Annotated in this window: 27 protein-coding genes and 1 other annotated feature; of the genes, 18 read left to right on the top strand and 9 right to left on the bottom strand. The window is 40.0% G+C overall.

What is annotated here, in order from left to right; all coding sequences use genetic code 11:
* The first annotated feature begins 168 nt into the window (after window positions 1-168).
* Entirely contained in the window at window positions 169-708 is a 540-nt protein-coding gene (locus P2E05_RS11790) for a YniB family protein (protein ID WP_154621831.1), read from the top strand.
* Window positions 709-750: 42 nt separating this feature from the next.
* Here P2E05_RS11790 and P2E05_RS11785 read toward each other — a convergent pair whose 3' ends face one another.
* Complete coding sequence (locus P2E05_RS11785) at window positions 751-1,620, bottom strand: fructosamine kinase family protein (RefSeq protein WP_272657397.1); 870 nt, start codon at window positions 1,618-1,620, stop codon at window positions 751-753.
* Between the two features lie 415 nt (window positions 1,621-2,035).
* Here P2E05_RS11785 and P2E05_RS11780 point away from each other — a divergent pair, with 415 nt between their 5' ends.
* On the top strand, window positions 2,036-4,324 hold the full coding sequence (locus P2E05_RS11780; RefSeq protein WP_163862073.1) for an FdhF/YdeP family oxidoreductase: 2,289 nt from the start codon (window positions 2,036-2,038) through the stop codon (window positions 4,322-4,324).
* A 78-nt stretch (window positions 4,325-4,402) separates the two neighbouring features.
* Here the strand turns inward: P2E05_RS11780 and P2E05_RS11775 are convergent, their stop codons facing one another.
* Genes P2E05_RS11775 through P2E05_RS11760 form a run of 4 tightly spaced genes read right to left on the bottom strand, consistent with a single transcriptional unit; the run spans window position 4,403 to window position 7,953 of the window.
* Entirely contained in the window at window positions 4,403-5,269 is an 867-nt protein-coding gene (locus P2E05_RS11775) for a metal ABC transporter permease (RefSeq protein WP_154622294.1), read from the bottom strand.
* On the bottom strand, window positions 5,262-6,152 hold the full coding sequence (locus P2E05_RS11770) for a metal ABC transporter permease (protein ID WP_154622293.1): 891 nt from the start codon (window positions 6,150-6,152) through the stop codon (window positions 5,262-5,264). The genes P2E05_RS11775 and P2E05_RS11770 overlap by 8 nt, the downstream gene beginning before the upstream one ends.
* Window positions 6,149-7,039 (bottom strand): manganese/iron ABC transporter ATP-binding protein, encoded by an 891-nt coding sequence (locus tag P2E05_RS11765; protein ID WP_154622295.1) that lies wholly within the window; start codon window positions 7,037-7,039, stop codon window positions 6,149-6,151. Before P2E05_RS11765 ends, P2E05_RS11770 begins: the two co-directional genes overlap by 4 nt.
* 2 nt (window positions 7,040-7,041) lie before the next feature.
* Window positions 7,042-7,953, bottom strand: coding sequence for a metal ABC transporter substrate-binding protein (locus tag P2E05_RS11760; protein WP_154622292.1), 912 nt, complete (start codon window positions 7,951-7,953; stop codon window positions 7,042-7,044).
* Between the two features lie 267 nt (window positions 7,954-8,220).
* Here P2E05_RS11760 and P2E05_RS11755 point away from each other — a divergent pair, with 267 nt between their 5' ends.
* Entirely contained in the window at window positions 8,221-8,880 is a 660-nt protein-coding gene (locus P2E05_RS11755) for a transglycosylase SLT domain-containing protein (protein WP_163862070.1), read from the top strand.
* Here the strand turns inward: P2E05_RS11755 and P2E05_RS11750 are convergent.
* The gene (locus tag P2E05_RS11750) at window positions 8,874-9,578 is read right to left on the bottom strand and encodes a MarC family NAAT transporter (protein ID WP_154622290.1); all 705 of its coding nucleotides are present in this window, start codon (window positions 9,576-9,578) and stop codon (window positions 8,874-8,876) included. The genes P2E05_RS11755 and P2E05_RS11750 overlap by 7 nt on opposite strands.
* 556 nt (window positions 9,579-10,134) lie before the next feature.
* Between P2E05_RS11750 and fos the strand changes: the two genes are divergently transcribed.
* The 5 genes from fos to P2E05_RS11725 all read left to right on the top strand — a co-directional run bounded on the left by fos (window position 10,135) and on the right by P2E05_RS11725 (window position 13,158).
* The gene (gene fos / locus P2E05_RS11745; RefSeq protein ID WP_154635598.1) at window positions 10,135-10,551 is read left to right on the top strand and encodes a fosfomycin resistance glutathione transferase; all 417 of its coding nucleotides are present in this window, start codon (window positions 10,135-10,137) and stop codon (window positions 10,549-10,551) included.
* Window positions 10,552-10,627: 76 nt separating this feature from the next.
* On the top strand, window positions 10,628-11,152 hold the full coding sequence (locus P2E05_RS11740; protein WP_276122754.1) for a GNAT family N-acetyltransferase: 525 nt from the start codon (window positions 10,628-10,630) through the stop codon (window positions 11,150-11,152).
* A 129-nt stretch (window positions 11,153-11,281) separates the two neighbouring features.
* Window positions 11,282-11,683 carry a hypothetical protein gene (locus tag P2E05_RS11735; RefSeq protein WP_154623094.1) on the top strand — a complete coding sequence of 134 codons (402 nt, stop codon included), beginning with the start codon at window positions 11,282-11,284 and terminating at the stop codon, window positions 11,681-11,683.
* A 118-nt stretch (window positions 11,684-11,801) separates the two neighbouring features.
* Window positions 11,802-12,251, top strand: coding sequence for a methyltransferase family protein (locus P2E05_RS11730; protein ID WP_154623092.1), 450 nt, complete (start codon window positions 11,802-11,804; stop codon window positions 12,249-12,251).
* Between the two features lie 307 nt (window positions 12,252-12,558).
* Complete coding sequence (locus P2E05_RS11725) at window positions 12,559-13,158, top strand: LysE family translocator (protein ID WP_154623091.1); 600 nt, start codon at window positions 12,559-12,561, stop codon at window positions 13,156-13,158.
* A 59-nt stretch (window positions 13,159-13,217) separates the two neighbouring features.
* On the opposite strand, the gene P2E05_RS11720 is transcribed toward P2E05_RS11725, so the two are convergent.
* Together P2E05_RS11720 and P2E05_RS11715 are read right to left on the bottom strand one after the other, a co-directional pair.
* On the bottom strand, window positions 13,218-13,415 hold the full coding sequence (locus P2E05_RS11720) for a hypothetical protein (RefSeq protein WP_163862059.1): 198 nt from the start codon (window positions 13,413-13,415) through the stop codon (window positions 13,218-13,220).
* A gap of 314 nt (window positions 13,416-13,729) precedes the next feature.
* A complete protein-coding gene (locus tag P2E05_RS11715) occupies window positions 13,730-14,365 on the bottom strand; it encodes a lytic polysaccharide monooxygenase (protein WP_154623354.1) in 636 nt (211 codons plus the stop codon).
* 555 nt (window positions 14,366-14,920) lie between these two features.
* Here P2E05_RS11715 and thrS point away from each other — a divergent pair.
* The 8 genes from thrS to ihfA all read left to right on the top strand — a co-directional run bounded on the left by thrS (window position 14,921) and on the right by ihfA (window position 23,086).
* Entirely contained in the window at window positions 14,921-16,849 is a 1,929-nt protein-coding gene (thrS, locus tag P2E05_RS11710; protein ID WP_163862056.1) for a threonine--tRNA ligase, read from the top strand.
* Window positions 16,850-16,852: 3 nt separating this feature from the next.
* Window positions 16,853-17,392, top strand: a complete 540-nt coding sequence (infC, locus tag P2E05_RS11705) for a translation initiation factor IF-3 (protein ID WP_163863604.1) — start codon at window positions 16,853-16,855, stop codon at window positions 17,390-17,392.
* A gap of 441 nt (window positions 17,393-17,833) precedes the next feature.
* Window positions 17,834-18,373 (top strand): translation initiation factor IF-3, encoded by a 540-nt coding sequence (gene infC, locus P2E05_RS11700; protein WP_163863602.1) that lies wholly within the window; start codon window positions 17,834-17,836, stop codon window positions 18,371-18,373.
* A 92-nt stretch (window positions 18,374-18,465) separates the two neighbouring features.
* Window positions 18,466-18,663, top strand: coding sequence for a 50S ribosomal protein L35 (gene rpmI, locus P2E05_RS11695; protein WP_004263702.1), 198 nt, complete (start codon window positions 18,466-18,468; stop codon window positions 18,661-18,663).
* Between the two features lie 42 nt (window positions 18,664-18,705).
* Window positions 18,706-19,062, top strand: coding sequence for a 50S ribosomal protein L20 (rplT, locus tag P2E05_RS11690; RefSeq protein WP_004263714.1), 357 nt, complete (start codon window positions 18,706-18,708; stop codon window positions 19,060-19,062).
* 89 nt (window positions 19,063-19,151) lie between these two features.
* Window positions 19,152-19,276: a sequence feature (Phe leader region), on the top strand.
* A gap of 123 nt (window positions 19,277-19,399) precedes the next feature.
* Window positions 19,400-20,383: a phenylalanine--tRNA ligase subunit alpha gene (gene pheS, locus P2E05_RS11685; RefSeq protein ID WP_154623356.1), complete on the top strand. Its 984-nt coding sequence runs from the start codon at window positions 19,400-19,402 to the stop codon at window positions 20,381-20,383.
* Window positions 20,384-20,397: 14 nt separating this feature from the next.
* A complete protein-coding gene (gene pheT / locus P2E05_RS11680) occupies window positions 20,398-22,785 on the top strand; it encodes a phenylalanine--tRNA ligase subunit beta (protein WP_154623357.1) in 2,388 nt (795 codons plus the stop codon).
* A 4-nt stretch (window positions 22,786-22,789) separates the two neighbouring features.
* A complete protein-coding gene (gene ihfA / locus P2E05_RS11675) occupies window positions 22,790-23,086 on the top strand; it encodes an integration host factor subunit alpha (protein WP_004263721.1) in 297 nt (98 codons plus the stop codon).
* Between the two features lie 246 nt (window positions 23,087-23,332).
* On the opposite strand, the gene P2E05_RS11670 is transcribed toward ihfA, so the two are convergent.
* Window positions 23,333-24,331 carry a RhoGAP domain-containing protein gene (locus P2E05_RS11670; RefSeq protein WP_272689979.1) on the bottom strand — a complete coding sequence of 333 codons (999 nt, stop codon included), beginning with the start codon at window positions 24,329-24,331 and terminating at the stop codon, window positions 23,333-23,335.
* Between the two features lie 120 nt (window positions 24,332-24,451).
* Between P2E05_RS11670 and btuC the strand changes: the two genes are divergently transcribed.
* Together btuC and P2E05_RS11660 are read left to right on the top strand one after the other, a co-directional pair.
* Complete coding sequence (gene btuC / locus P2E05_RS11665) at window positions 24,452-25,453, top strand: vitamin B12 ABC transporter permease BtuC (RefSeq protein ID WP_196713014.1); 1,002 nt, start codon at window positions 24,452-24,454, stop codon at window positions 25,451-25,453.
* A 2-nt stretch (window positions 25,454-25,455) separates the two neighbouring features.
* Entirely contained in the window at window positions 25,456-26,232 is a 777-nt protein-coding gene (locus P2E05_RS11660; protein ID WP_247047059.1) for an ATP-binding cassette domain-containing protein, read from the top strand.
* Window positions 26,233-26,243 lie beyond the last annotated feature (11 nt).

The raw sequence follows: 26,243 nt of genomic DNA, 5'->3' as shown, positions 1-26,243 counted from the left end.
TACTTGATTATATATATCAGAACGGGGATCTTTGTTAATAGCCTTAATAAATAACAAGTTAAAAAATCTGAAAATAGTCGGAACACTATTATTCAGTGTTGTAAATTTGGTGGGTTTATGAAAATTCAGTTATGATTAGTTATAAAAAAAATTTTTTGAGGGTTAATAATGAATTACCAGACTGCAAGTTATGTCGCAATCGGCAAACGTATTCTCGGTTGGATTGTTTTTCTTGTAGCATTGCTTTCTACCTTAGCTTCACTCATCAAACTTGCAGCAATAAAAGGGCTGGAAGGTGAGGGAATTAACGCGGTCGCCAATGATTTTATTAAATTAATGGCTGAAATGACCCGTCAAAGTACACCATTTCTCAATCTGTTTTGGCATAACTCTCCCATTCCCCGAGTCTCTGAAGGGTTTGTCGGGGCGAATATCGGTTTTATAATCATTTTTATTTTTATCTTTGTTGGTATAGCGCTAAGTGCGTCGGGCCTACGAATGTATCGACAAATTAAGTTTATTCGTGAAAGTATTGAAGACCATGTGATTTTAGAAAAGGCGAAAGGTAACGACGTTTCGAAAGAGGAATTGGAAGCCAAGGTTACGATCCCTCGTCATACCATTTTTACTCAGTTCTTTATTCTGTATTTTTGGCCGATCGTGTTAGGTGTCGCAATTTATTTCGCGTTAAAATTTTTGAATTGGTAATCAGTCAGGCCCAGTCAAACAAAACTGGGCCAAAACACGTCGTTACTTTTCACCAAGTAACTCATCGGTAATCGTTCGAGCATGCAAGTAGCTCTTTTCAAGCCCAAATATGTTTGACTGACAAAGTAAATAGTACAGTTGATAAAGGGGCTGCCTATCGAGAAAACCGCTTGGTAATGGCCAAACACTTTGATAGCCATCTATAATCTGGATTGGTAATTCTTGATACAGCGGTAACATTGCGATATCACATTCTCTATCCCCCCAATAACAAGCGGGATCATATAAAATACCGTTTTGCTCCAAGGTAATAGCGCAATTGGCGGGCCATAAATCACCGTGTAACAATGAGGGTTGAGGCTGATGTCCTGCAAGGCGTTTTCTGACAATATCAACGATTTGTTGAATATCACCAAATACCATACCTTTTTCTGCTGCAAGTTGTAATTGTAGGCCAATGCGTTTTTCAGCAAAAAACGAGTTCCAACGCTTTTCCCATCCGTTTGGCTGAGTGATGGTCCCTAACATGGTGTCAAAGTCAAAACCATAACTAGGCTGCTCTTCCCATTGGTGAAGTTGTGCTAATTGTTGACCAAAGCGCCATGCATTGGTTGCATCAAATTTTTTCAACGGAAAATATTCGAGTAGCAGGAAGCTATGGTGTTTATTACTCCCGACGCCGTAGACTTTTGGCACGGTGATAGTATTGCTTTTGGCAAGCATCTCAAGCTGCTCAGCTTCTTGTTTAAACAAAGGCAAAAATTCACGCAGGTTCTGTTTGACGAAAATGGTATGTTCACCATAATCGATTTTCATCGTGTGATGAATGTCTCCTCCAGACAGGATCTCTTTGTTATGAAGTTCTGCTTCACCCAAGTGTTCGCTTAATAAACGATACATTGCTTGCCACATGACACACCTCGCTTTGCTTTGGTCTTCATTAACACAATTCTATAGCGACAGTTTAGGAATTAACAGCAATAATTATTTAAAAAGAAGAGCCTATCACGAAATTACCCAGTGATAACATTTGATGGAATATGGCTTTTTTGAAAATTTGTTGTAATTAAATAATCATTATGACGTTGATAAATCATCGTAATTAAATATTGAAATATGACAATAAATAGAGTGAATTAAATTTGAGTCGTAATAATGACATATTTTTAATTCTATTTGCCTATTAATAAAAATAATGGCTTATTGTTATTAATATTATTTGCTATATTTTTCTATGTATATAATTAAATAAAATTTAATCAAAATTAGATTGTAATTATTTGATGTTCATTATTTGTAATATTTTAAATTTAAAAGAGTAATGAAAATGAAAGAAAAAATTGAAAATTACACTGGCCCTGCTGCGGGCTGGGGCGCGGTAAAAGCCGTCGCGGAAGCCATTAGAGGCCAAATGGATATTGGTCATGATGTGATAGCAATGTTTGAAATGAATAAACCTCAAGGATTTGATTGTCCAGGTTGTGCATGGCCTGATCCAAAACATTATGCCTCATTTGATATCTGTGAAAATGGCGCAAAAGCCATGTCATGGGAAGCAACATCAAAAAGAACCACTCCTGAATTTTTCGCTAAATATTCTGTTTCCGAATTATTAAAATGGGATGATTACGATTTAGAAAACGAAGGTCGATTAACGCATCCAATGAAATATAATGCACAAACTGACCATTATGAGCCGATTGAATGGGAAGACGCATTTGCACAAATAGGTCAGCTTTTATCAAGTTATCCTGATCCAAACAGTGTAGAGTTTTATACTTCAGGTCGTACGTCAAATGAAGCCGCGTTTCTCTATCAATTGTTTGCGAGAGAATACGGTACTAATAATTTTCCCGATTGCTCCAATATGTGCCACGAACCAACGAGTGTTGGGCTTGCTGCATCGATAGGTGTTGGTAAAGGTACGGTATTGCTGGAGGATTTTGATAAGGCCGACTTAGTCATTTGTATTGGTCATAATCCGGGAACGAATCACCCAAGAATGTTAAGTTCATTGCGTGAGGTGTCAAAACGAGGCGCTAAAATCATTGCCATTAATCCGTTGAAAGAGCGTGGATTGGAGCGTTTTGAGTACCCTCAAGACCCGATTGAAATGTTAACGTTTGAATCAACGCGGTTAGCTGAGCACTATTATAAAGTACGCATTGGTGGTGATACCGCTTTGATAAAAGGCGTGATGCGTTGTGTGATTGAGCAGCATGAAGCTGCGATTGCACAAGGAAAAGCACCTATTTTGGATAATGAATTTATTCAAACTCATACTGTTGGTTTTGAGGCCGTTAAGCATGATGTCATGACAACAGGCTGGGAAGATATTTTACGTGTTAGTGGTCTCTCAAAAGAAGACATTGAACAAATAGCACAGTTATATATTGAGGCGGACAGAACGATCATTTGCTATGGCATGGGGATCACTCAGCATCAACATGGTACGCAAAATATTCAACAATTGGTCAATTTACTCTTGCTAAAAGGCAATATTGGTCGTGAAGGGGCGGGTATCTGTCCTTTACGTGGGCACTCCAATGTTCAGGGTGACCGTACTGTCGGGATCACCGAAAAACCAAGCCAATCTTTCTTGGATAAACTTGAGCAGCGCTTTGGATTTAAACCACCAGCTCAGTTTGGTCATGCCGCAGTTGCAAGCATGCAGGCAATCGCGGAGGGAACAGCTCGCGCACTGATCTGCATGGGAGGAAATCTAGCAGTAGCAATGCCTGATCAAGATGCTTGTTTTAATGGCATGAAAAAATTAGATTTGGCGGTACATGCAGCCACAAAACTGAATCGCTCACATCTATTAACGGCAAAAAATACCTTTTTGTTCCCTGTATTAGGGCGTACTGAACGTGACATGCAAAAAACAGGGCCACAAAGTATTACAGTGGAAGATTCCATGTCGATGGTACATGCTTCTCACGGTAAGTTAAAACCAGCTAGCCCACATTTAAAATCAGAATGTGCCATTGTTGCTGGTATGGCAAAAGCCACATTGCCAAATACTAAAGTGGAATGGGATGATTTTATTGATGATTACGATAAAATCCGCGACGCAATGGAAGCTGTTTTACCTGGTTTTGACGATTATAACGCACGTATTCGTGTGCCTGGCGGTTTTCACCTCACTAACGCGGCGTCAGAACGACGCTGGCTAACGAAGTCTGGTAAAGCAAATTTCATGACCACAGAAGGGGTGATTGAAGATCCTAAATCAGCCGTGAACAGCGAGTTAATCTTAGCGACAGTTCGCAGCCATGATCAATATAACACCACGATTTATGGATTAAATGACCGTTATCGAGGCGTGTTTGGTCAACGTGACGTGATGTTTATCAGTGAAGCGCAAGCGAAAAAACAAAACTTGGCAGCTGGTGATAGGGTCAACATTATCGCACTTGATAGTGATCAAAAACGCACTCATCGCCGTTTAGATAACTTGAAAGTCGTGATTTATGATATGGCAGACCGTTGTGTTGCGACCTATTTTCCTGAAGCGAATAACCTAATCGCATTGGATAATTTTGATCCACAAAGCGGTATTCCTGCTTATAAAAATATTCCAATCGTATTGGAAAAAGTTGATGTAGCTTCTTAAGTACTCATGATTAATCTGCATAGTCAAAGGCCGCTTCTTATAGGAAGCGGCCTTTATTTTTTAATAACAAAAGAATTTTTAGGCTGATTGTAACTTTTCTTGCGGCATTTTAGCTCTTTTGCGTGTTAATACCATTTTGCTGTAGAGCAGAGCAATAATGAAATAAACCGCTTGGGTAATCACGATACAAGGGCCGGTTGCCCCATCAATGTGGAAGCTAATAATAGTACCAATCACGCTGGAAGTGACGGAGGCGATGACGGCAACCACCAACATCCATCCAAAACTTCGACATAGCACGAATGCGATGATCCCCGGTGAAATCAACATGGCAATAACCAAAATGATCCCGACGGCTTGTAGCGAGGCGACAATAGTTAAAGCAAGTAAGGACAGTAAACCATAATGGATGAGTTTAACGGGGAGTCCAATGACCCTTGCCTGATTAGGGTCAAAACAGTACAACATAAAATCTTTACGTTTTAGTAAGATTATGGCGATCGTGATACCTGCGAACCATAAGTTCTGTTTAAACTCGGCATCAGTAATTCCCAAAATATCACCGAATAAAATATGGGTAAGGTGTTGTTCTGTATCGATTTTAGCAAACATCACTAAACCGACGGCAAACATGCCGGAAAACACAATTCCCATCACGGTATCTTCTTTTATTCGACTGTTCTCTTTTAAATAGCCCGTCGCGAATGCGCAAAATAGCCCTGAAATAAAGGCGCCTATAGCAAGAGGAATACCTGCCACAGAAGCGATGACGATACCTGGTAATACGGCATGAGAGATAGCATCCCCCATCAATGACCAGCCTTTTAGGACTAAAAAGCAAGATAAAATGGCGCATACAGCACCTGTCACGATGGCGGTGATGATCGCTTTTTGCATAAAAGGGAAGAGAAACGGTGCCGTTAGTAAGTCAATAAAATCACTCATTAGAGGCTCCTTGTTGCTTTATTTTATGCAAATTCTCCACTTCTTGTTTTGCTTTGCGTCGTGATGCAAAAATACCGTGTTTGGGTGCAAAGAAGAAAGCCAACAAGAAAATAATTGTTTGTAAAGTAACAATTAATCCACCAGTTGCACCATTGAGGAAATAACTCGCATAAGCACCAATTGCACTGGTTGCTGTACCAATAGCCACCGCAATGATCAATAATCGTTTAAATTGGTCAGTCAGTAAGTAGGCGGTTGCCCCAGGTGTCACGACCATTGCAATAACCAAAATTGCCCCAACTGTTTGTAACGCAGCAACAGTACAGGCGCTCAGCAAGGTAAAGAAGATTATTTTTAAACGTAGTGGATTTAACCCAATTGAACGCGCGTGGCTTTCATCAAAAAATACTGCGAGTAGATCTTTCCAAAGCGCGAGTAATACAATGAAAGAGACGGCAATAATGATTTCAACTTGCAGCACATCGGCATCCGCAATACCTAAAATATTACCAAATATAATAGTCTGCACATTCACTGAAGTGGGGTTTAACGATACGATCAATAAGCCCGCAGCAAAGAAGGTGGAAAAGATAAAGCCAATTACGGCATCTTCACGCAAACGGGTGATATGCTTGATAAACGTCATCGCAAGAGCTGCCAAGATCCCAGTAAAAAAAGCACCAGCGGCGTAAGGCAACCCTAACGCATAAGCGCCTGCTACCCCAGGAACAACAGAATGGGAAAGGGCATCCCCCATTAATGACCAGCCTTTGAGCATCAAATAAGCGGACAGAAATGCACAGACGGCACCTACAATGGCACTTACCCAGATGGCTTTAACCATATAGTTGTACTCGAAAGGCTGAAGTAACAACTCGATCATTCTGAATCCTTAGGTTGGTTCGTTCTAACGGGTGCATCGTGGTCGTGACCATAGAAGACAGCAGCCCTTTCATCATCGGTAATGACCGTGATAGAGCGGGGGTCATCATCATCATGAAGCTCTTGTCCGGAGAGATTGATATGACGCAGTACGCCACCAAAAGCAACTTGTAAATTCTTTTGGGTAAAGGTGGTTTCAGTTGGGCCACTGGCCAGTACTGTACGATTAATCAAAATCACTTGGTCACAAAATTCGGGTACGCTACCTAAGTTATGGGTTGATACTAAAATCAGGTGGCCTTCATCGCGTAAACTGCGTAGTAAATCAATGATGGCATTTTCAGTTTTAACATCAACCCCAGTAAAAGGCTCGTCGAGCAACAGAACTTTACCTTGTTGAGCAAGAGCACGAGCGAGAAAGACCCGTTTTTTTTGGCCTCCAGACAGCTCACCTATCTGGCGATGCTCAAGCCCTGCTAAGTCCACGCGCTCTAGCGCTTTTTTGACTGCTTCTTTATCTTCATTTTTGGGGATACGGAAAAAGCCCATTTTACCGTAACGTCCCATCATCACTACATCAGAAACGAGCACAGGGAAGTTCCAATCAACTTCCTCTGTTTGTGGAACATAGGCGATAATATTTTCTTTTAGCGCAGCTTTAATTGGCTCGCCATTTAAAGTGACGCTACCAGATGATGGGGTGACTAACCCCATGATCGTTTTAAACAAGGTTGATTTGCCACTACCGTTGACGCCAACGAGTGCGCAAATTGAGCCACCAGTAATATTAAAACTTGCATCATAAATAGCGGTATGACCGTTGTTATACGTTACAGTGGCATCATCAACAATCAATTTAGGGTGTTCAAAGCGGTTTGAGCTACTCATCATTACTGATCAAATCCTTTCGCTATGGTGTCTACTGTTGTATTTAGCAAATCAATATAGGTGGGTACAGGGCCATCAGCAGTTGATAATGAGTCCACATACAGTACCCCACCATATTTTGCCCCAGTTTCTTTGCTAACTTGGCGTGCGGGTTTATCTGAAATAGTACTTTCGCTAAAAACAACAGGGATATTATATTCGCGTACGGTATCGATAACTTTTTTAACTTGCTGTGGGGAGCCTTGCTCTTCAGCATTGATAGGCCATAGATACACTTCTTTTAAACCGTAGTCTTTTGTTAAATAACTAAATGCACCTTCACTGGATACTAACCAACGCTTATCTTCAGGGATACGGTTAAGACGTTCGCGAAGCGGTGTATCAAGTTGTGCGATTTTTTCAGCATACTTTTTAGCGTTTGCGTTATAGATTTCTGCATTTTCTGGATCATACTTTACCAAGGCTTTGCGAATATTTTCGATGTAAATTTTGGCATTGGCAGGAGACATCCAAGCATGAGGGTTTGGGTTTCCTTTATATTCACCTTCTCGAATTGGCATAGGTTCTATACCTTCAGTGACTACGACGGCAGGAACGTTTTGGAAATTCTCAAAGAAACGTTGAAACCACACTTCAAGGTTTAGACCATTCCATAAGATTAAGTCAGCATCATAAGCTTTCATAATATCTTTCGGGGTAGGTTGATAACCATGGATTTCTGCCCCAGGTTTAGTAATGGACTCTACGATTGCGGCATCACCCGCCACGTTTTGTGCGATATCTTGAATAATAGTAAAAGTTGTGACGACCTTAAACTTTTTAGCCAAAGCAGGTTGACTGACTAGTAGAATAGCGGATAAAGCAAAGAGAGCAGAAAGCAGTGGTTTAGAAAAGAGCGAAAATTTTTTGTTCATAGTTCAGACCCTGACATCATTGGCTTAGTGGATTTTTTAATTGTACTGTTATTAACAAAAAAGCATAACAGGATTAAAACTCAATTGATAATGATTATCAATATCAATTGGATAAAGTCAAGACAAAAAGTGTGTGATTCATCAATTATTGTGATTATATATTGGTATGAATAGAACATGTCTTAAAGTAAAAGTTAAGTAAAAATTGTTTTATTTTTCTTACGATTAGTTATTCTTCCGTCAGTTTTGTTAGCAGAGGATATCTCGGTGAAAAAAAATATCGGTGGCGCATTGGTATTTCTGTTACTGGCGGGATGCTCCAGTGAACCAGAAAAACAAGTATCAACACAACGGATGTTAAATAAAAGTAGCAATTTATCAACCGTACAGCAAAATATTTCATTCCCTCGCACGCCATTTGATGAATTTATTCGAGAATCAGCAAATCGGTATAATGTCGATGAAACGTTGATTAGAGCGATAATTGAGGTCGAATCCAACTTTAGACCTGAAGTGGTGAGTAAATCCAATGCTATTGGCCTAATGCAAATAAAAGCATCGACAGCGGGTCGTGATGCTTATCGTTATCAGGGTAAGTCGGGGGAACCGTCAAGTCATGAATTAAAAGACCCAAAAACCAATATTGATATCGGTACCACCTATATTCGTATACTTAAAGAGCAGCACCTAGCGGGGATTAATCATCCACAAACCATGTACTATGCGACTGTTGTTGCTTACGTTAATGGTGCAGGGGCGTTATTACGAACATTTGATAATGATAAGGGCAGAGCTATTGCGATGATTAATAGTTTGACGCCTGAAGAGTTCTACCAGCACGTTCAATCTAAGCATCCAGCGCCTCAAGCTCCGCGCTATTTGTGGAAAGTGAAAAATGCCTATAATGCATTAGCCATAAACTATTGATGTGTTGCGATTAAATGTGGGAGTTGTGCGACTATTTCAACGATACCGTTGATAACGAACTGGACTCCCATACAAATTAATAAGAATCCCATAATACGAGAAATAGCATCAATCCCACCGTTACCTAACCATTTCATAATTGAAGTTGCGCCCCTTAGCGCTAACCACACGATTAGGCTGACAATAAAAAATGTCAAAACAGGAGCAACTTTTAAGATCCAAGGTGCAAATCCGACATCACCTTGCAAAGATGCCGTAGAACTAATGATGATAGCGATAGTTCCTGGTCCAGCAGTACTTGGCATGGCGAGGGGAACAAAGGCAATATTTGGAGATCGTTGACGTTTTTTAGAAATAGTCGAATCATCAGGCGCTAATGCACTAGTGTCATCATTATTTTCACTGCTAGGGAATAGCATTCCAAATCCGATAAAGGCCACAATGAGCCCACCTGCAATTCTTAAACCGGGGATGGATATACCGAATGTATTCATGACTAACTGTCCAGCATAAAAGGCAATTGTCATGATTGCAAAAACATAGATGGCAGCCAAAAGTGATTGATGGTTTCGTTGTTCTTTGGTCATATTGCCAGACAAACTGAGCATTACAGCGATTGTTGTCAGAGGGTTGGCAAGTGGTAGTAATAAAACCAATCCAATACCGATGGCCTGAAACAGTTCCAAAATATCATTCATAATAGGCAAATTAAGCTCTTATAGATGTTAACAATTTTGAGTATGAATGAGCACTATAACAAAAATTATTATTGTATGCCCCGTAAAAGCACTCCGACTGCTGTTTGCTAGTGAAGTTAACGATAAAATATTGCCATGACGAGTCTCATAATGACATTTCTAAATTACAAAGAGGTGTATTCAAATAATATGAAATAAGAGCAGTTGTTCACATTAACTGTGGATAACATTAGCATTCCATTGTGAATAACTTATCTTATTTCTTATATAACAGTTAGATAGGCTTGTGTTTTAAAAGTGTTCAATTTTTAGGGTAAAAAAAACCCTTTTTATGGGGGACATAAAAAGGGAAAGGGCATCTATTAGTAGGTTGTCAAAATTTCGATATGCTTTAAGTTATACGCTTAATTATGTTAGTTAACTATTGGTTATGTAAATTCATTAAAAGAATAAACATTTATTGTTTATTATTATCGAAATACCCATCCGTATATTATTTAACTAATTGAATATATATAAAAAACATATTTTTTTGGCAATTTAATATAGAGGTTATATGCTTACGGGGATTAATCATTTGACTCTGGCGGTCACAGATATTAAGAACAGTCTGTTCTTCTATCATTCAATATTAGGAATGAAGCTTCATGCAAGATGGAAAAATGGTGCTTACCTCACTTGCGGGGAGTTATGGGTATGTCTTTCAGTCGATCCCACCCGAAAGGCCCAACGACCAGAGAAGACAGACTATACGCATTATGCTTTCACCGTATCATCAAAAGACTTTTCTACGGTAGTTGAAAAGCTACAACGTGCAGATGTTACCGTTTGGAAAGATAATCGTAGCGAAGGGGATTCGTTTTACTTTTTGGATCCGGATGGCCATAAGCTAGAAATTCATGTTGGTTCATTAATAGAGCGTTTAGCACATTGCCAAAAAGCACCTTATGAGAATATGGTGTTTTACGATTAGTGTCCTTGTTAACTGGCCTTTGCAGAATAACTATTTTTGATGCTAATAACAAAATAAGGTATTAAGGAAAAATACAATGTCTATCAAAGAAATGACATCTATAGAAGGCATAGAACAGCAGTTAGAGTCTCTATTAATCGATAGTGTTAATAGTGGAGCGTCAATCGGATTTATTGCACCATTAATGCCGAAGGATGCCCGACAGTATTGGCAAAAGGTCGATAAGGATTTACGTAAAGGTGAGCGCCTATTAGTGGTGAAATATATTGATCAACAGTTAGCTGGCGCCATTCAACTCTCTTTATGTTTAAAAGCAAATGGACGTCATCGAGCAGAAGTTGAAAAACTCATGGTACATACTGCTTTTCGGGGGCATGGTATGGCGAAACAGTTGTTGATGAATATTGAGCAGTTAGCGCTTAATCATAAACGGACATTATTGGTACTGGATACCCGAACGGGGGATACCGCGTCTCATTTGTATTGTAAACAAGGCTATATTAAAGCGGGAGAAACCCCTCATTTTGTGACAAATGCACAGCATGAATTTGAAAGTACAACGCTCTTCTATAAATTATTGGACAATAACGTATCATCTTAATTTGTCTGCTTTTATTAGTAAAATACGCTTGCTAAAGTTTTCTTTACAAACAATTTTTTATTATAAAAATTGCTTTACGCCTTATGCAGTATCCTAGAGACAGTGAAACAGGACAGTTTGGGGTTGTAAATGAAAAATGTAATGACGGCTCTAACAGCCTTAGTGATGCTGATTGGTATCTCAATGGCTGCACTATTTATTGTTTTCCCACAACAATGGAAACAAAATATTTATCCTAGTGTTGCAAACCTTTTGCCGGAATCCATTAGCTCATTAATACCAAGTCGGGATGTCAATAATAATGTATGCGATAGTTTAGAAAGTAACCTACAAACGTTCGCAGACTATTTAAAGACCAATGAAGATATCGTCAGTATCAAAGGGATGAATGGGCTAGATGATCAACTCAATGGAATTCGCTCGCGTATTGATAGTATGCCAATGCAAGTGCGCAAATTAGTTTGTCAGCAAGAATATGCTCGTCTCGAAGGATTAAAAAGTGTTTTCTTTTTAGGACATAATCAGCGTTGATGGTACAAACGCACAGCCGCTTTATCCCCCCAAGATCAAAAAATATGATTGGCGACTTAAAACAAGCTAATTGATTTATGTTAGTCTACGTATGCTAGGTTGATTCAGGAAGATTGTCATGAGCATATTTAGATTACCCTTCTTAAATTGGTTAATTTTAAACACAATTGCCTTCTATGCGCTCTACGCAAAAAACATATTGGCGTGGAGTTTTTCTGGTTGGACGGGGGTTCTAGGTATCTTAGTTGCTTTAGAAAGCTTTGGATGGATAGCCGCCAGTTTATATTATTTTTATCGTTTCAAAACGTCTCCTAATCCTATCAGCCCTGCGACAGCTTTAATTACCGAAGGCCCATTTAGATTTTCTCGCAACCCTCTCTATCTCGCTTTTACTTCAATGTGCGTTAGCTTAGCGCTATTCACTCAATCCCCCTATTTTTTGGTGTCTGGCCTAGTGTTTTGGTTAATCACCGATTTGTATACCATCCCGCAAGAAGAAAAATGTTTAGCGGAACACTTTAAAGCAGAGTGGCAACGTTATCGCCAACAGACTCGGCGCTGGTTGTAACCATACACAATAGAATCGTGACTAAAATAGCGACTAAATATTATCTCTCTTTATGACAGCTAGAGAAATATATCGCGATTGACCACATAGTTTGATTTATAGATAGGTAGAAAAAGCAATGACCAGTTATATCTGTTTGTGAATTAATGGGGTTAAGCTAAGCATGCGCACGTAGAGATAAAAAAGTTGAAATCAAACCGCTTTACACTGCGAGTTACTCAGTATTCAGCGGGGTAAAAGTTGCTGTATTGAGTAAAGGTTCTGTGGTTATTTTTTATTAATAATTTGCTCAATAGATGCACACACTATGAATATTGAAACTTTCTTATCTTTATCGATGTTTTCTTTCGTAACCTCCATCACGCCTGGACCCAATAATATTATGTTGCTTGCGTCAGGAATGAACTTTGGATTGAAACGGACTATGCCGCATGCTTTAGGGGTATCCCTTGGCTTTTTTGTGATGTTGGTTGCTGTTGGCCTAGGTGTAGGGGCCTTAATTCAATCTTCAGAAGTGGTTTACAATATTCTGAAATATATAGGCATTATTTATTTATTGTGGCTGGCATGGAAAACGACGATTAGCCGTTCAGTTGGCTCACCGAAAGACGGTAATGAAAAGCCATTAACCCTATTAGAAGCCGCACTCTTTCAATGGGTTAACCCTAAAGCCTGGATGATGGCCGTGTCAGGGATGGCTTTGTATACAGAATCTATGAATCCTTATAGCTCCATGTTGATAGTCGCCATTATTTTTAGTTTGATTAATTTTCCGTGTGTGACGATTTGGGCAATGTTTGGTAGTGAATTAAGAGAGCGATTGAAAAATCCACAGGTATTGAAAAAATTTAACCTAGTGATGGGGTTATTATTAGCAGCCAGTGCAATATCTGTTCTTTTTCAATAATCAAATCATACGAGTACTATTGTCCATGATGGGATGGTTAAATAGTACTCATATTTAAACTATGTTGTTTTGTCGGTAGCTTTATTGATATTAACGCGAGTGGCTTGAATCTCGATATGTTCTTTTTTATCGCTGATATTTTGCTTGATGTTTTGAGAATGAATACCCAAACGTTCATCGATTTGCTTGGTTGCTTGATCTTTAATTGCTTTTTGTGTGTCACAACGGCCGGAGATTCCAATTTTTTGATCCAACATTTTATTCCTAGCGGCTTTTTTTAAATGGCAATCAGCTAAAGAGGCTGTTGATACAAAAAAAAGTCAGTAACAGTATAATTTTTTCATAAAAACACCCCATAAAAAAACCGATGATAGAGATCTATCTCGCGGCGGCAAGAAATTAACGGTGACAAAGTATATTGCTGATTATTGATAGTTTTTAAGGATATCAATAACGCTAAGTCGATACTGAGATAATCTGTTGGTTAATCCATCATGATTTGAGTGTAGAGAGGCTCTTAAATTAAAGAGCCTCTCTTCTTAATAAAGGGATAAAGAGAGCCATTATTGCGTTAATTGCTTAAATTAACATCAATAACTTGGTAGAAAGCATTATTCGTATCAGCAACATCCCATATTGCGAGAATAACATGGTAGCCTTCTCGGTCCGTCGGAATATAACATTTAAACTCTATATTTTCTTTTGTGGGTGGATTAATGCCACTCACACTGATTGGCTCAGGATCACAAATAGAGTTTTCTAAATCAAATGCTGCTCGAGTTAAAGCTTCTGATTGATTCCAATCTGCTTTAGTGATGAAAAAACGCCATGAAGCCGATGTATGGCTCATTGTTAGATACCAAACGAAAGTATTCTCGCCGGTTTTCATATCAACTTTTGTCCAACGATCTGGGGTTTGTACATCCAACTCAGAATAGGTTGAAATATTTCCGCTTGCAATATGACCATCTGGAGGGCCAGCTTCTGGAAAACCTTTATAACCTTCAATACTTTGTGGGTCAGATGTGCCTCTAATACCACAATCAAAGTTGGTTGGTTCTTTGCCATTTCCATAGCCATTATAGCATTGATAAGCACGGCTTTCAGGGCTTAACACGTAACCATGAGCACTCACTTGGGATGACGACAGGAGTAACATAACACCAATAGCACAGAACGATAGTATAGCGTTACATAAGCTTTTCATATTACACCTCACTTATGCTCCTTATAAGTCAAGTTGTGCAGATAATAAGATTGGCAACGACGCTATCTGAGTTAATTCACTATTAACGATTATCAGATCTGATTATGTGTTGTCTAAGCACAACCTAATTTATTTGGAGTCAATGTCAGTTAGATAATTACTGTTTGCTGACTTGTCGCTGAGTATACGGCTAGGCTAGCGATGATGAATATCAGCAACTTTATATTTACGCTTTTCAATGGGGTGAGTTGCTGAATAATTTTGTGCAGTATTGATTAAATTTTCGGTCCTTTTTATACAGGCATATCTTTTTTAGCGGCTTTATATAATGGATTAATAATCTTATCTCTCTATCGCCTTAAAATATGTCTGTGTTATTATTGTCTTTGAGTTGCATTTAATGTGCATAGTATTTTTGTCATTTGTGTACAGACTGGTGTGCATACCTCGCATTGTGCAGCGAGAAATTAAAGGTAACGTATTGATTTATAAACTTTGGAATAATCAAGCAAGTGATCTTTCGTGTGGGTCACCACTGCTGATAAGGATTTATTAATGCCTGTTATTACTCTTCCTGATGGAAGTCAGCGTCAGTTCGACCATGCCGTTTCTGTCATGGATGTTGCGCGCGATATTGGCGCAGGTCTAGCAAAAGCGTGTATCGCGGGTCGTGTAAACGGTGAGCTAGTTGATGCTTGTGAAATCATCGAAAATGATGCCAATCTATCCATCATCACAAGTAAAGATGACGATGGCCTTGAAATTATTCGTCACTCTTGTGCTCACTTGTTAGGTCATGCCATTAAGCAACTTTGGCCAAATACCAAAATGGCTATCGGTCCAGTGATTGATAACGGTTTTTACTATGATATTGATCTGGACTATGCGCTGACGCAGGAAGATTTGGAGAAGCTTGAAAAGCGCATGCTGGAGCTTGCCAAAACAGATTATGACGTAATTAAAAAACGTGTTTCTTGGGCTGAAGCTCGTGAAACATTTGTTGCGCGTGGTGAAGATTATAAAGTGGAAATTCTTGATCAAAATATTAGTCAAGATGATCGTCCTGGGTTATATCACCACCAAGAATATATTGATATGTGTCGCGGTCCACACGTGCCAAACATGCGTTTTTGTCACCACTTTAAATTACAAAAAGTGGCAGGCGCATATTGGCGTGGTAATAGCGATAATAAAATGTTGCAACGCATTTACGGCACCGCATGGGCAGATAAAAAACAATTGAATGCCTATTTGCTTCGTCTTGAAGAAGCCGCTAAGCGTGACCACCGTAAAATTGGTAAGCAATTAGATTTATACCATATGCAGGAAGAAGCGCCAGGTATGGCATTCTGGCACAATGACGGTTGGACTATCTTCCGTGAATTGGAAACCTTTGTACGTACTAAATTAAAAGCTTATAACTATCAAGAAGTGAAAGGTCCATTCATGATGGATCGTGTACTTTGGGAAAGAACAGGTCACTGGGAAAACTATAAAGACGCGATGTTTACAACCTCTTCAGAGAACCGTGAATATTGTGTTAAACCAATGAACTGCCCAGGACATGTGCAAATTTTCAACCAAGGTTTGAAATCTTATCGTGATTTGCCGTTAAGAATGGCGGAATTCGGTAGCTGCCATCGTAACGAACCATCAGGTGCACTGCATGGATTAATGCGCGTACGTGGTTTCACACAAGACGATGCGCATATTTTCTGTACCGAAGAGCAAATTTTAGGTGAAGTCACTAACTGCATTAAAATGATTTATGACGTTTATGCAACTTTTGGTTTCGAAAAAATAGTTGTTAAATTGTCTACACGCCCAGAGAAACGTATCGGTACTGACGATATGTGGGATACCGCAGAAGCGGATCTGGCTCAGGCATTAAAAGATCAAGGTATTGAATTTGAATACCAACCAGGGGAAGGGGCATTCTACGGTCCTAAGATTGAATTCACGCTGTATGACTGCTTAGACCGTGCTTGGCAATGCGGAACTGTCCAGTTGGACTTCTTCTTACCAGGGCGTCTCAATGCATCTTATGTCGGTGAAAACAACGAACGTATCGTTCCTGTGATGATTCACCGTGCGGTATTAGGTTCTCTTGAGCGTTTTATCGGTATTTTGACAGAAGAATATGCAGGTTTCTTCCCAACTTGGTTAGCGCCGCAACAAGTCGTTGTGATGAATATTACGGATGCTCAATCAAATTATGTTCAAGAATTAGTTAGCAAGCTACAAAGTGTTGGCATTCGTGCGAAAGCGGATTTACGTAATGAGAAAATCGGCTTTAAAATTCGCGAACACACCTTGCGTCGTGTTCCTTACATGCTAGTTTGTGGTGATAAAGAAGTTGAATCAGGTAAAGTCTCTGTTCGTACCCGTCGTGGTAAAGATTTAGGCAGCCTAGATGTTAATGAATTTACAAGCAAACTGCTGGAAGAAATTCGCAGTCGTCAGCTCAATCAGATGGAGGAATAAGGTATTAAAGGCGGAAAAAAACTCCCAACAGCACGTCCAAATCGTATTAACGAAGAAATCCGTGCAACTGAAATCCGTGTCACCGGTTTAGACGGTGAGCAACTCGGTGTAATGAGTGTTCGTGAAGCACTCGCTAAAGCGGAAGAGGCTGGTGTTGACCTAGTTGAAATTAGCCCTAATGCTGAGCCACCTGTTTGCCGAATCATGGATTACGGTAAGTATCTTTATGAGAAGAGTAAATCTCAAAAAGAGCAGAAGAAAAAACAAAAAGTTGTTCAAGTGAAGGAAATTAAATTCCGTCCAGGAACAGATGAAGGTGATTACCAAGTTAAATTGCGTAGCCTCATTCGCTTTTTGGAAGATGGTGACAAAGCCAAAGTGACATTGCGTTTCCGCGGTCGTGAAATGGCTCACCAACAGATTGGTATGGAAGTGCTTAACCGCATTAAAGCTGATCTGGATGAACTGGCGTCAGTGGAATCATTCCCTTCAAGAATTGAAGGTCGCCAGATGATCATGGTATTAGCACCAAAGAAAAAATAATTAAGTCATAATGACCAGCACCCACAGTAAAAGTGGGTGCTATACTGCCTTATTGTCATTAGCAAGGTTATTGAGTATACCGGCGTTAATAGCCTTTTTGCCTATACGCTAGTGGTATATTGAATGACGCGATACCACGGCAGACCAAATAACCTAAAACGTGTTTATTTGTTTATATTTCGTTCTGTTAGGCCCTGTTGGTAATAACAAAAGGCAACGATTAATGCGAAAAAATTGATTATCTACTTGAGTAATCGGGCAATAAGCATTAAAATCCGCGGTCGAATCGCCATATCGGTCCGTAGAGATTGGAACCCATATAGGCAAATGAATATGACATTTTAGTAATCAACATGTTGAATATGTTACCTTTAATGATTATTGAAATGTATGCTTTAGAGAAGATTAGCAATTCTCTTTATCCAGTTGGAGGAATAAAGTATTAAAGGCGGAAAAAGAATCCCAACAGCACGTCCAAATCGTATTAACGACGAAATTCGTGTGACTGAAGTCCGTTTAACCGGTTTAGACGGCGAACAGCTTGGCATTATGAGCTTGCGCGATGCGCTAGAAAAAGCAGAAGAAGCAGGGGTAGACCTTGTTGAAATCAGCCCAAATGCCGAACCGCCAGTTTGTCGTATCATGGATTACGGCAAATTCCTTTATGAGAAGAGCAAATCTCAAAAAGAACAGAAGAAGAAGCAAAAAGTTGTTCAGGTGAAGGAAATTAAATTCCGCCCTGGTACAGATGAAGGTGATTATCAGGTCAAACTACGCAACCTGATTCGCTTTCTCGAAGATGGTGACAAAGCCAAAGTTACACTACGTTTTCGTGGTCGTGAAATGGCTCACCAACAAATCGGCATGGAAGTACTTAACCGTATTAAGGCTGATTTAGATGAGCTGGCGTCAGTGGAGTCATTCCCTTCAAAAATTGAAGGACGTCAGATGATCATGGTGCTGGCACCGAAGAAGAAATAATTAGGCCATCAAGTAGTAACTGTGCAGTAATGCACGATTATTCGCCTAATTAATTCGTAGTTTATCACAATGCGAAGTTGGAAATTAAAGAAATGCCAAAGATTAAAACTGTACGTGGCGCAGCAAAGCGCTTTAAAAAAACTGCAGGCGGTGGCTTTAAGCGCAAGCATGCAAACCTTCGTCACATTCTGACTAAAAAGTCTACTAAGCGTAAACGCCATTTACGTCCGAAAGGAATGGTATCTAAGGGCGATCTGGGTCTGGTAGTTGCCTGCCTGCCTTACGCATAAGTAAACATTGGTTAATAAGATTAAAGACGATAGGAGATAGCTATGGCTCGCGCAAAACGTGGTGTAATCGCCCGTGCACGTCACAAAAAAATTCTGAAGCAGGCGAAAGGTTACTATGGTGCACGTTCTCGTGTTTACCGCGTAGCATTTCAAGCGGTAATCAAAGCTGGTCAATACGCTTACCGTGACCGCCGTCAACGTAAACGTCAGTTCCGTCAACTGTGGATCGCGCGTATCAACGCTGCGGCTCGTCAGAACGGTCTGTCTTACAGCCGTTTCATCAATGGCTTGAAAAAAGCGTCTATTGAAATCGACCGTAAGATCCTAGCAGACATCGCCGTATTCGATAAAGCAGCATTTACTGCTTTAGTTGAAAAAGCGAAAGGCGCTTTAGCTTAATGTTTGCTTGAAAAGAGGAAGGTAACTTCCTCTTTTCATTTATGTTGTTTTATGTTACTACATTAATAGTACACATTATTTACCGAGTTAATTATATGCTAATCGTCGCTTTTCGTTTCTTCTTTTACTTTAGCACCTGAATGTCGGGGGCTTTCGCGCGTAAGAAAAGAAACTAAAAGTTACGCTAAAGCCTCCGCTAGGAGGCTTTTTTGTTTTTGATTGAAGAAAAATGCAGTAAAATCAGTTAAGTGCTTATCCATTTAACGAATGGCAAGTGATAACTTAATAAATCGGTGAATAACTAGCAAAACGACCAGAAGGTCATAAAGGGGAAACAATGCCACATCTCGCTGAGTTGGTTGCACAGGCAAAAGCAGCCATTGAACAGGCCCAAGATGTTGCTACGTTAGAGTCAGTTCGTGTTGAATATTTAGGCAAAAGTGGCCACTTCACACTACAGATGAAAACGTTGCGTGATCTGCCAGCTGATGAACGTCCAGCAGCAGGGGCTGTGATTAATGAAGCCAAAGTACAGGTACAAGATGCATTAAATGCGCGTAAAGAAGCCATGCAGGCTGATATATTGAATGCACGCTTGGCATCGGAGAAGATCGATGTCTCATTACCTGGCCGTCGTATGGAAAATGGTGGATTACATCCAGTTACCCGTACCATTCAGCGAATTGAAGAATTTTTTGGTGAGTTAGGCTTTAGTGTGGAAACGGGGCCAGAAATTGAAGATGATTACCACAATTTCGATGCCTTGAATATTCCTGCTCATCACCCAGCACGAGCAGACCATGATACTTTCTGGTTTGATGCTAAACGCTTATTGCGTACCCAGACTTCGGGTGTACAAATTCGTACTATGAACGGTCAGCAACCGCCAATTCGTATCATTGCCCCAGGCCGTGTCTATCGAAACGACTATGACCAAACGCATACCCCAATGTTCCACCAAACAGAGGGGCTGATTGTGGATAAAGATATCAGCTTTACTAACCTTAAAGGCACATTGCACGATTTCTTGAATAACTTCTTTGAAGAAGAAGTCCAGGTTCGTTTCCGTCCGTCCTATTTCCCATTCACAGAGCCTTCTGCTGAAGTGGATGTTATGGGGAAAAATGGCAAATGGTTAGAGGTGTTGGGCTGCGGTATGGTTCATCCAAACGTTCTGCGTAATGTGGGGATTGACCCTGAAGTCTACTCTGGCTTTGCATTCGGAATGGGAATGGAGCGCCTTACAATGCTGCGTTATGGTGTTTCTGATCTACGCGCATTCTTCGAAAATGACCTTCGTTTCCTCAAACAGTTTAAATAAGGCGGGACTTTCTCATGAAATTCAGTGAACTTTGGTTACGTGAATGGGTAAACCCAGCCATTAGCAGTGAAGCATTATCTGAACAAATCACGATGGCCGGTTTGGAAGTTGATGGTGTTGAACCGGTGGCAGGGCAATTCACAGGTGTGGTTGTTGGTGAAGTGGTTGAGTGTGGCCAACACCCAAATGCGGACAAATTACGTGTCACAAAAGTCAATGTGGGTGGTGAGCGTCTACTCGATATCGTGTGTGGTGCCCCAAACTGCCGTCAAGGTTTGAAAGTTGCAGTTGCAACGGTGGGTGCCGTGTTGCCTGGTGATTTCAAAATCAAAGCAGCAAAATTGCGTGGTGAGCCTTCAGAAGGGATGCTTTGCTCATTCTCTGAGCTCGGTATTTCTGATGATCATAGTGGTATCATTGAATTGCCACTTGATGCGCCAATTGGTACTGATTTGCGTGATTATTTGAAATTTGATGACCGTGTTATTGAAATTAGCATTACACCGAACCGAGCGGATTGTTTAAGTATTCTCGGTGTTGCTCGTGATGTTGCGGTGATTAATAAGCATGAGCTGATCGAACCGCAAATTAACGCAGTGAAAGCAACCACTTCAGAGACATTCCCAATCCGTGTTGAAGCACCAGAAGCTTGTCCTCGTTTTCTTGGTCGCGTCATCAAAAATATTGATGTGTCCGCACCAACTCCGATGTGGATGAAAGAAAAATTACGTCGTGGTGGTGTCCGTTCAATTGATGCGGTTGTTGATATTACCAATTATGTACTACTCGAATTAGGCCAACCTCAGCATGCTTATGATCTTGACCGCTTAAACGGCGCTATCGTCGTTCGTATGGCGAAGCAGGATGAAAAGCTAGTCTTGCTAGATGGTAGTGAAGCGACACTGAAAACGGATACATTAGTCATTGCCGATGAGCAAAAAGCACTTGGTATCGCGGGTATTTTTGGTGGTGAACATTCTGGTGTTAACAGTGAAACGAAAAATATTCTTTTAGAATGTGCATTTTTCAATCCACTATCTATTACGGGTCGTGCGCGTAATTATGGTTTGCACACGGATGCGTCTCATCGTTTTGAGCGTGGTGTTGATCCTGAATTGCAATTCAAAGCAATTGAGCGTGCGACACAATTAATTTTAGATATCTGTGGTGGGGAAGTCGGTGAAATTATCGATGCGACCCATGCAGAATATTTACCAAAAGCAGCAAATATTACGTTAACACGCAATAAACTCGATCGATTGATTGGTTATGTTATTGCCGATGATGTCGTGACCGATATTTTGACGCGATTAGGTTGCCAAGTTGCGGTGTCTGAAGGCCGTTGGGATGTTGTTGCACCTAGCTGGCGTTTCGATATGCAGATTGAAGAAGATTTGGTCGAAGAAGTTGCACGGGTATATGGGTATAACAATATTCCTGATGTACCGTTACGTGCCGATCTTGTCATGACCGAACACAAAGAGGCTAAATTGCCACTTAAGCGTATCAAAGCGCTGTTGGTTGACCGTGGCTTCCAAGAGGCGATTACTTATAGTTTTGTCGACCCTAAAGTACAAGCCTTGCTTCACCCTGAACAAGAAGCGTTAGTGTTACCAAACCCAATTTCAGCGGATATGTCAGCGATGCGTTTGTCGCTGTTAACCGGACTTTTGACAACCGTCGTCTATAATCAAAATCGTCAGCAAAATAGAATTCGATTATTTGAAACAGGCCTACGCTTTATCCCTGATAATCAAGCAGAATATCAAATACGCCAAGAAACCATGCTGGCGGGCGTGATCGCGGGAAATCGATTCGAAGAACATTGGTCATTAGATAAGCAAGTTGTGGACTTCTTTGATTTAAAAGGTGATCTCGAAGCTGTTTTAGAATTGACTGGCAAACTGAATCAAATTACATTTAAACCTGAGGCACATCCAGCGTTGCATCCTGGACAAAGTGCTGGGATTTATCTGGAAAATGAACATATTGGTATCATTGGTGTTGTTCATCCTGAGTTAGAACGTAAACTTGATTTAAATGGTCGTACAGTGATTTTTGAGGTTCGCTGTGATGCGATAACAGAACGTGTAATCCCTGATGCAAAGGCGATTTCACGCTATCCATCGAACCGCCGTGATATCGCTGTTGTTGTGCCAGAAGACGTTGCCGCCGCAGATGTTCTGGCAGAGTGTAAAAAAGTTGGCATAAATCATATAGTTGGCATAAACTTGTTTGATGTGTATTGTGGTGAAGGGATAGCAGATGGTTACAAGAGTCTGGCTATCAGTCTCATCTTCCAAGATACCGCTCGTACCATGGAAGAAGAAGAGATAACCGCGACCGTTGATATGTGTGTTGCTGCGTTAAAACAGCGATTCCAAGCCTCCTTGAGGGACTAAACCTATGGCGCTTACTAAAGCTGAAATGTCAGAAAATTTGTTCGAAAAACTGGGTGTTAGCAAACGTGATGCTAAAGACCTTGTGGAAACTTTCTTTGAAGAGGTCCGCCTTTCCTTAGAAAATGGTGAGCAAGTAAAATTATCTGGATTCGGTAACTTTGATTTACGTGATAAAAATCAACGTCCCGGACGTAACCCAAAAACTGGGGAAGATATTCCAATTACTGCACGCCGTGTTGTTACTTTCCGCCCTGGCCAAAAATTGAAAAGCCGTGTGGAAAAAGCAACACCGAAAGAGTAATTGCAAACTTGCAGTGCTAATAAAAGACCGCCTAGGCGGTCTTTTATTTTTTTAATAGCAAAGCATTATCTCAATAAATTTTATCTATCTATACTGAGGCAGAAGAGGACTTTCGGACGGTCAGTTAAAAAATCGTTAGAGGTTATTGAGAATGGATAACACGAATGTATTTATCGATATTTTAAATAGCTACCAATGGTATCGGTAGCTATAGATTTAAAGGTGTAAAAATTTATATTCAGACGTCTATCTATGCAACAATGCGCTAAAATAATGAATCGGTAATTGTGCAAGTTCTATTTGTTTGAGTTGATCAAGCGGATTTCCCGTTGTTTTAGAATAATCGGTTCTATCGAGAGTCGGGGCAAAGGCAATCGATAAATTTTCTGGGGTCATCTGGTGTTTTTCTGCATGACGGCCAATTTCGATCAGCAGAGGTACTGCTATTTGTAATATCAATGGCTGTTTTTTTAGTGGTGGCAGTGAGGCTGCAATTTTTGTATCAGAAACGGCTAAAATATGATTTTCGCTTGTTGCTAATGTTGGTTTTGTTTCAATAAAACGTTTAACTGCGGCTTTGTTTACGACGGCATCATGATATTTTGTGAAGAGAGTCGATAATGTTTTTCGTTCACTCGATGAGCCATCTAACACGTTGCCAACTAATTTTTTATATGCTGATGTTAGATCAGATACTTCAATATTATTTTGTTGAATAAAAAAGGAATCAATAGATTTATTACTAGCGAGATGCTGCAATATTATTTCAACTCTCTGTTTGTTGCCTGAGATTCGAAAGGGTCCTGTTTCATATAAGTAATTTGGATGAGATAAAATAGCCGTACCAATCTCATTAATTTGTTGGTATTTAAGGCGATCTTCATAAGCGATACCAATATACTCATTGATAGCGCATACATTCTGTTTTTCAATCCGTTTTGCTGTTTGTTGCTGTGTTATTCTTGATTCCATCTCTTGTAATTCATCAAATGTTTTATAATGCGAAGGTGGCAACAAAGATTCTTGCTCCTGTATATCTAATCTTTTGATACTTATTAGCTCAATAGATTTATTTTTTTGTTCTATTGACTCATGCTGATATTGAGCAGGAATACCAAAGTAACTTTTACAACAATTAATGATCTTGCGAATAGAAGCCAGAAAGCCTTTTTGCTCATGATGGAAGGCTAATTCAATAAATGATACGAGTTTATTTATTGGAGTGTTTGAAGTTTTTATAGCCATATAATACCTTATTTAATAATGTTCCTAAAACTAAGTTGGAGCATAAAATCGTTGCTTTGGTTTTGCTTTCATAAAAAGCTATAATTCTTTAATCCATTGGAAAAATCAGATAATTTTTAAATGAATCAATCGGTTGAATACTTACAGGCCAAACAGCGTAAAACAGACTGCCGACGTATTGCTGTACTAGGGCTATTGCTGATAGTGATCGCACTATTTTCTCTTTGTGCGGGGGAAGTGTGGTTATGGCCTCATCAATGGCGTGAAGAGGCAGCGCAATTATTTGTTTGGCAAATTCGTTTTCCTCGCTTATTGGCTGTTATTACGATTGGTGCATCTTTGGCGGTGACGGGGGCTATTATGCAAGCCCTATTTGAAAACCCATTGGCGGAACCAGGGCTATTGGGTATCAGTAATGGGGCGGGGGTAGCAGTCGTATTGACCGTCTTATTATCCCATGGCATCACTCAGTATGGGTTAATCAGTGTTGGTGCCATTATTGGTGCATTATTATTAACCTTACTATTATCTTTTTTCGCACGTGTAAAACATTTTAATAATAGTAGCTTGTTGCTTGTAGGGGTTGCCCTTGGCGTAATATGCGGTGCCATCATGACATGGATGGTTTACATGAGTAGTAACTTGGATTTGCGTCAGCTACTTTATTGGATGATGGGCAGTTTTAGCGGTATCGATTGGCGTCAATTTGGATTAATTGTGGCATGTGCTCCTTTTTTGTTATGGGCTATTTGCCAAGGTAATACACTTAATTATTTGTCCCTCGGTTCGTTACAAGCTTATCAACTTGGTTTTTCTCATCATCGTTGGCGCCTTGTATTAATTATAGTCACAGGGGTTTTAATTGGATTGAGTGTTGCTATTGCAGGGGCTATCAGTTTTGTCGGTTTGGTGATCCCACATGTTTTACGTTTAATTGGCTTGACGGATAATCGCACATTATTACCAGGATGTGCCATTGCGGGGGCAGGCGGGTTATTATTAGCCGATATTTTGTCCCGAATATTAATTGCTAATGCCGAAGTGCCAATTGGCGTGATAACGGCAACCTTAGGAGCCCCTATTTTTATTTGGCTTTTAGCGCGTAATAACCAATGGCGATAAATATGAGCATGAATGAACAACCCACCATTGAGCTAATTCAATTTTCATTAGAGCATCGACTTATCAATATTAATGAATCCGTATTTCCGGGGGAGCAAATCCATATACTCGGCGCAAATGGGGCTGGTAAAAGTACACTGTTGAATGGGATGAGCGGTTTTTTGAATTTTACAGGTCAGTTAAATATCAATGGTAGGGCACTTAAAGAGTATCGAACTCAAGATCTACGTCAACAGCGAGCCTATTTTCCTCAGCAAGTTGCGACACAGCCTATTTTAAAGGTGTTTCAATATTTAACCCTTTTCCATTCGTCAACGGATTATCAAATTGCACTGTTTGAGGAACTATGCCGAGATTTTCAGTTAACATCGTTGCTCATGAAACCTATTGCACAACTTTCAGGTGGTGAGTGGCAGCGAGTACGTATTATTGCAACTTTTTTGCAAGTTTGGGATCGTCAAGATTTAAGTGGAAAATTTATCCTATTTGATGAGCCAACGAACAATTTGGATATTATTCAACAATCCAGATTCGATAAATGGGCGAAATATTTTTGTGATTGCCAAGGAACGGTTATAATGAGTGGTCATAACCTTAGCCACTCTTATCAACATGCCAACCGAATTTGGATGTTAAAAGAAGGTAAAATTATTTTTTCAGGTAAACCTGAGCAAGTTATGACTGAGGTTAATTTATCTGAGATATTTGCAAGTAAAATAAGTTTAATCACAAATAATGATGCCAAAAGTTGGCGAGTAATTAGTTTTGACGATGAGTAGAAAAATTGTTT

Origin of the sequence: Providencia stuartii (assembly GCF_029277985.1) — a bacterium.
GTDB lineage: Bacteria > Pseudomonadota > Gammaproteobacteria > Enterobacterales > Enterobacteriaceae > Providencia > Providencia zhejiangensis.
Note: the sequence above shows the minus strand (reverse complement) of the source record. Positions and strands in the feature narration are given on the sequence as shown.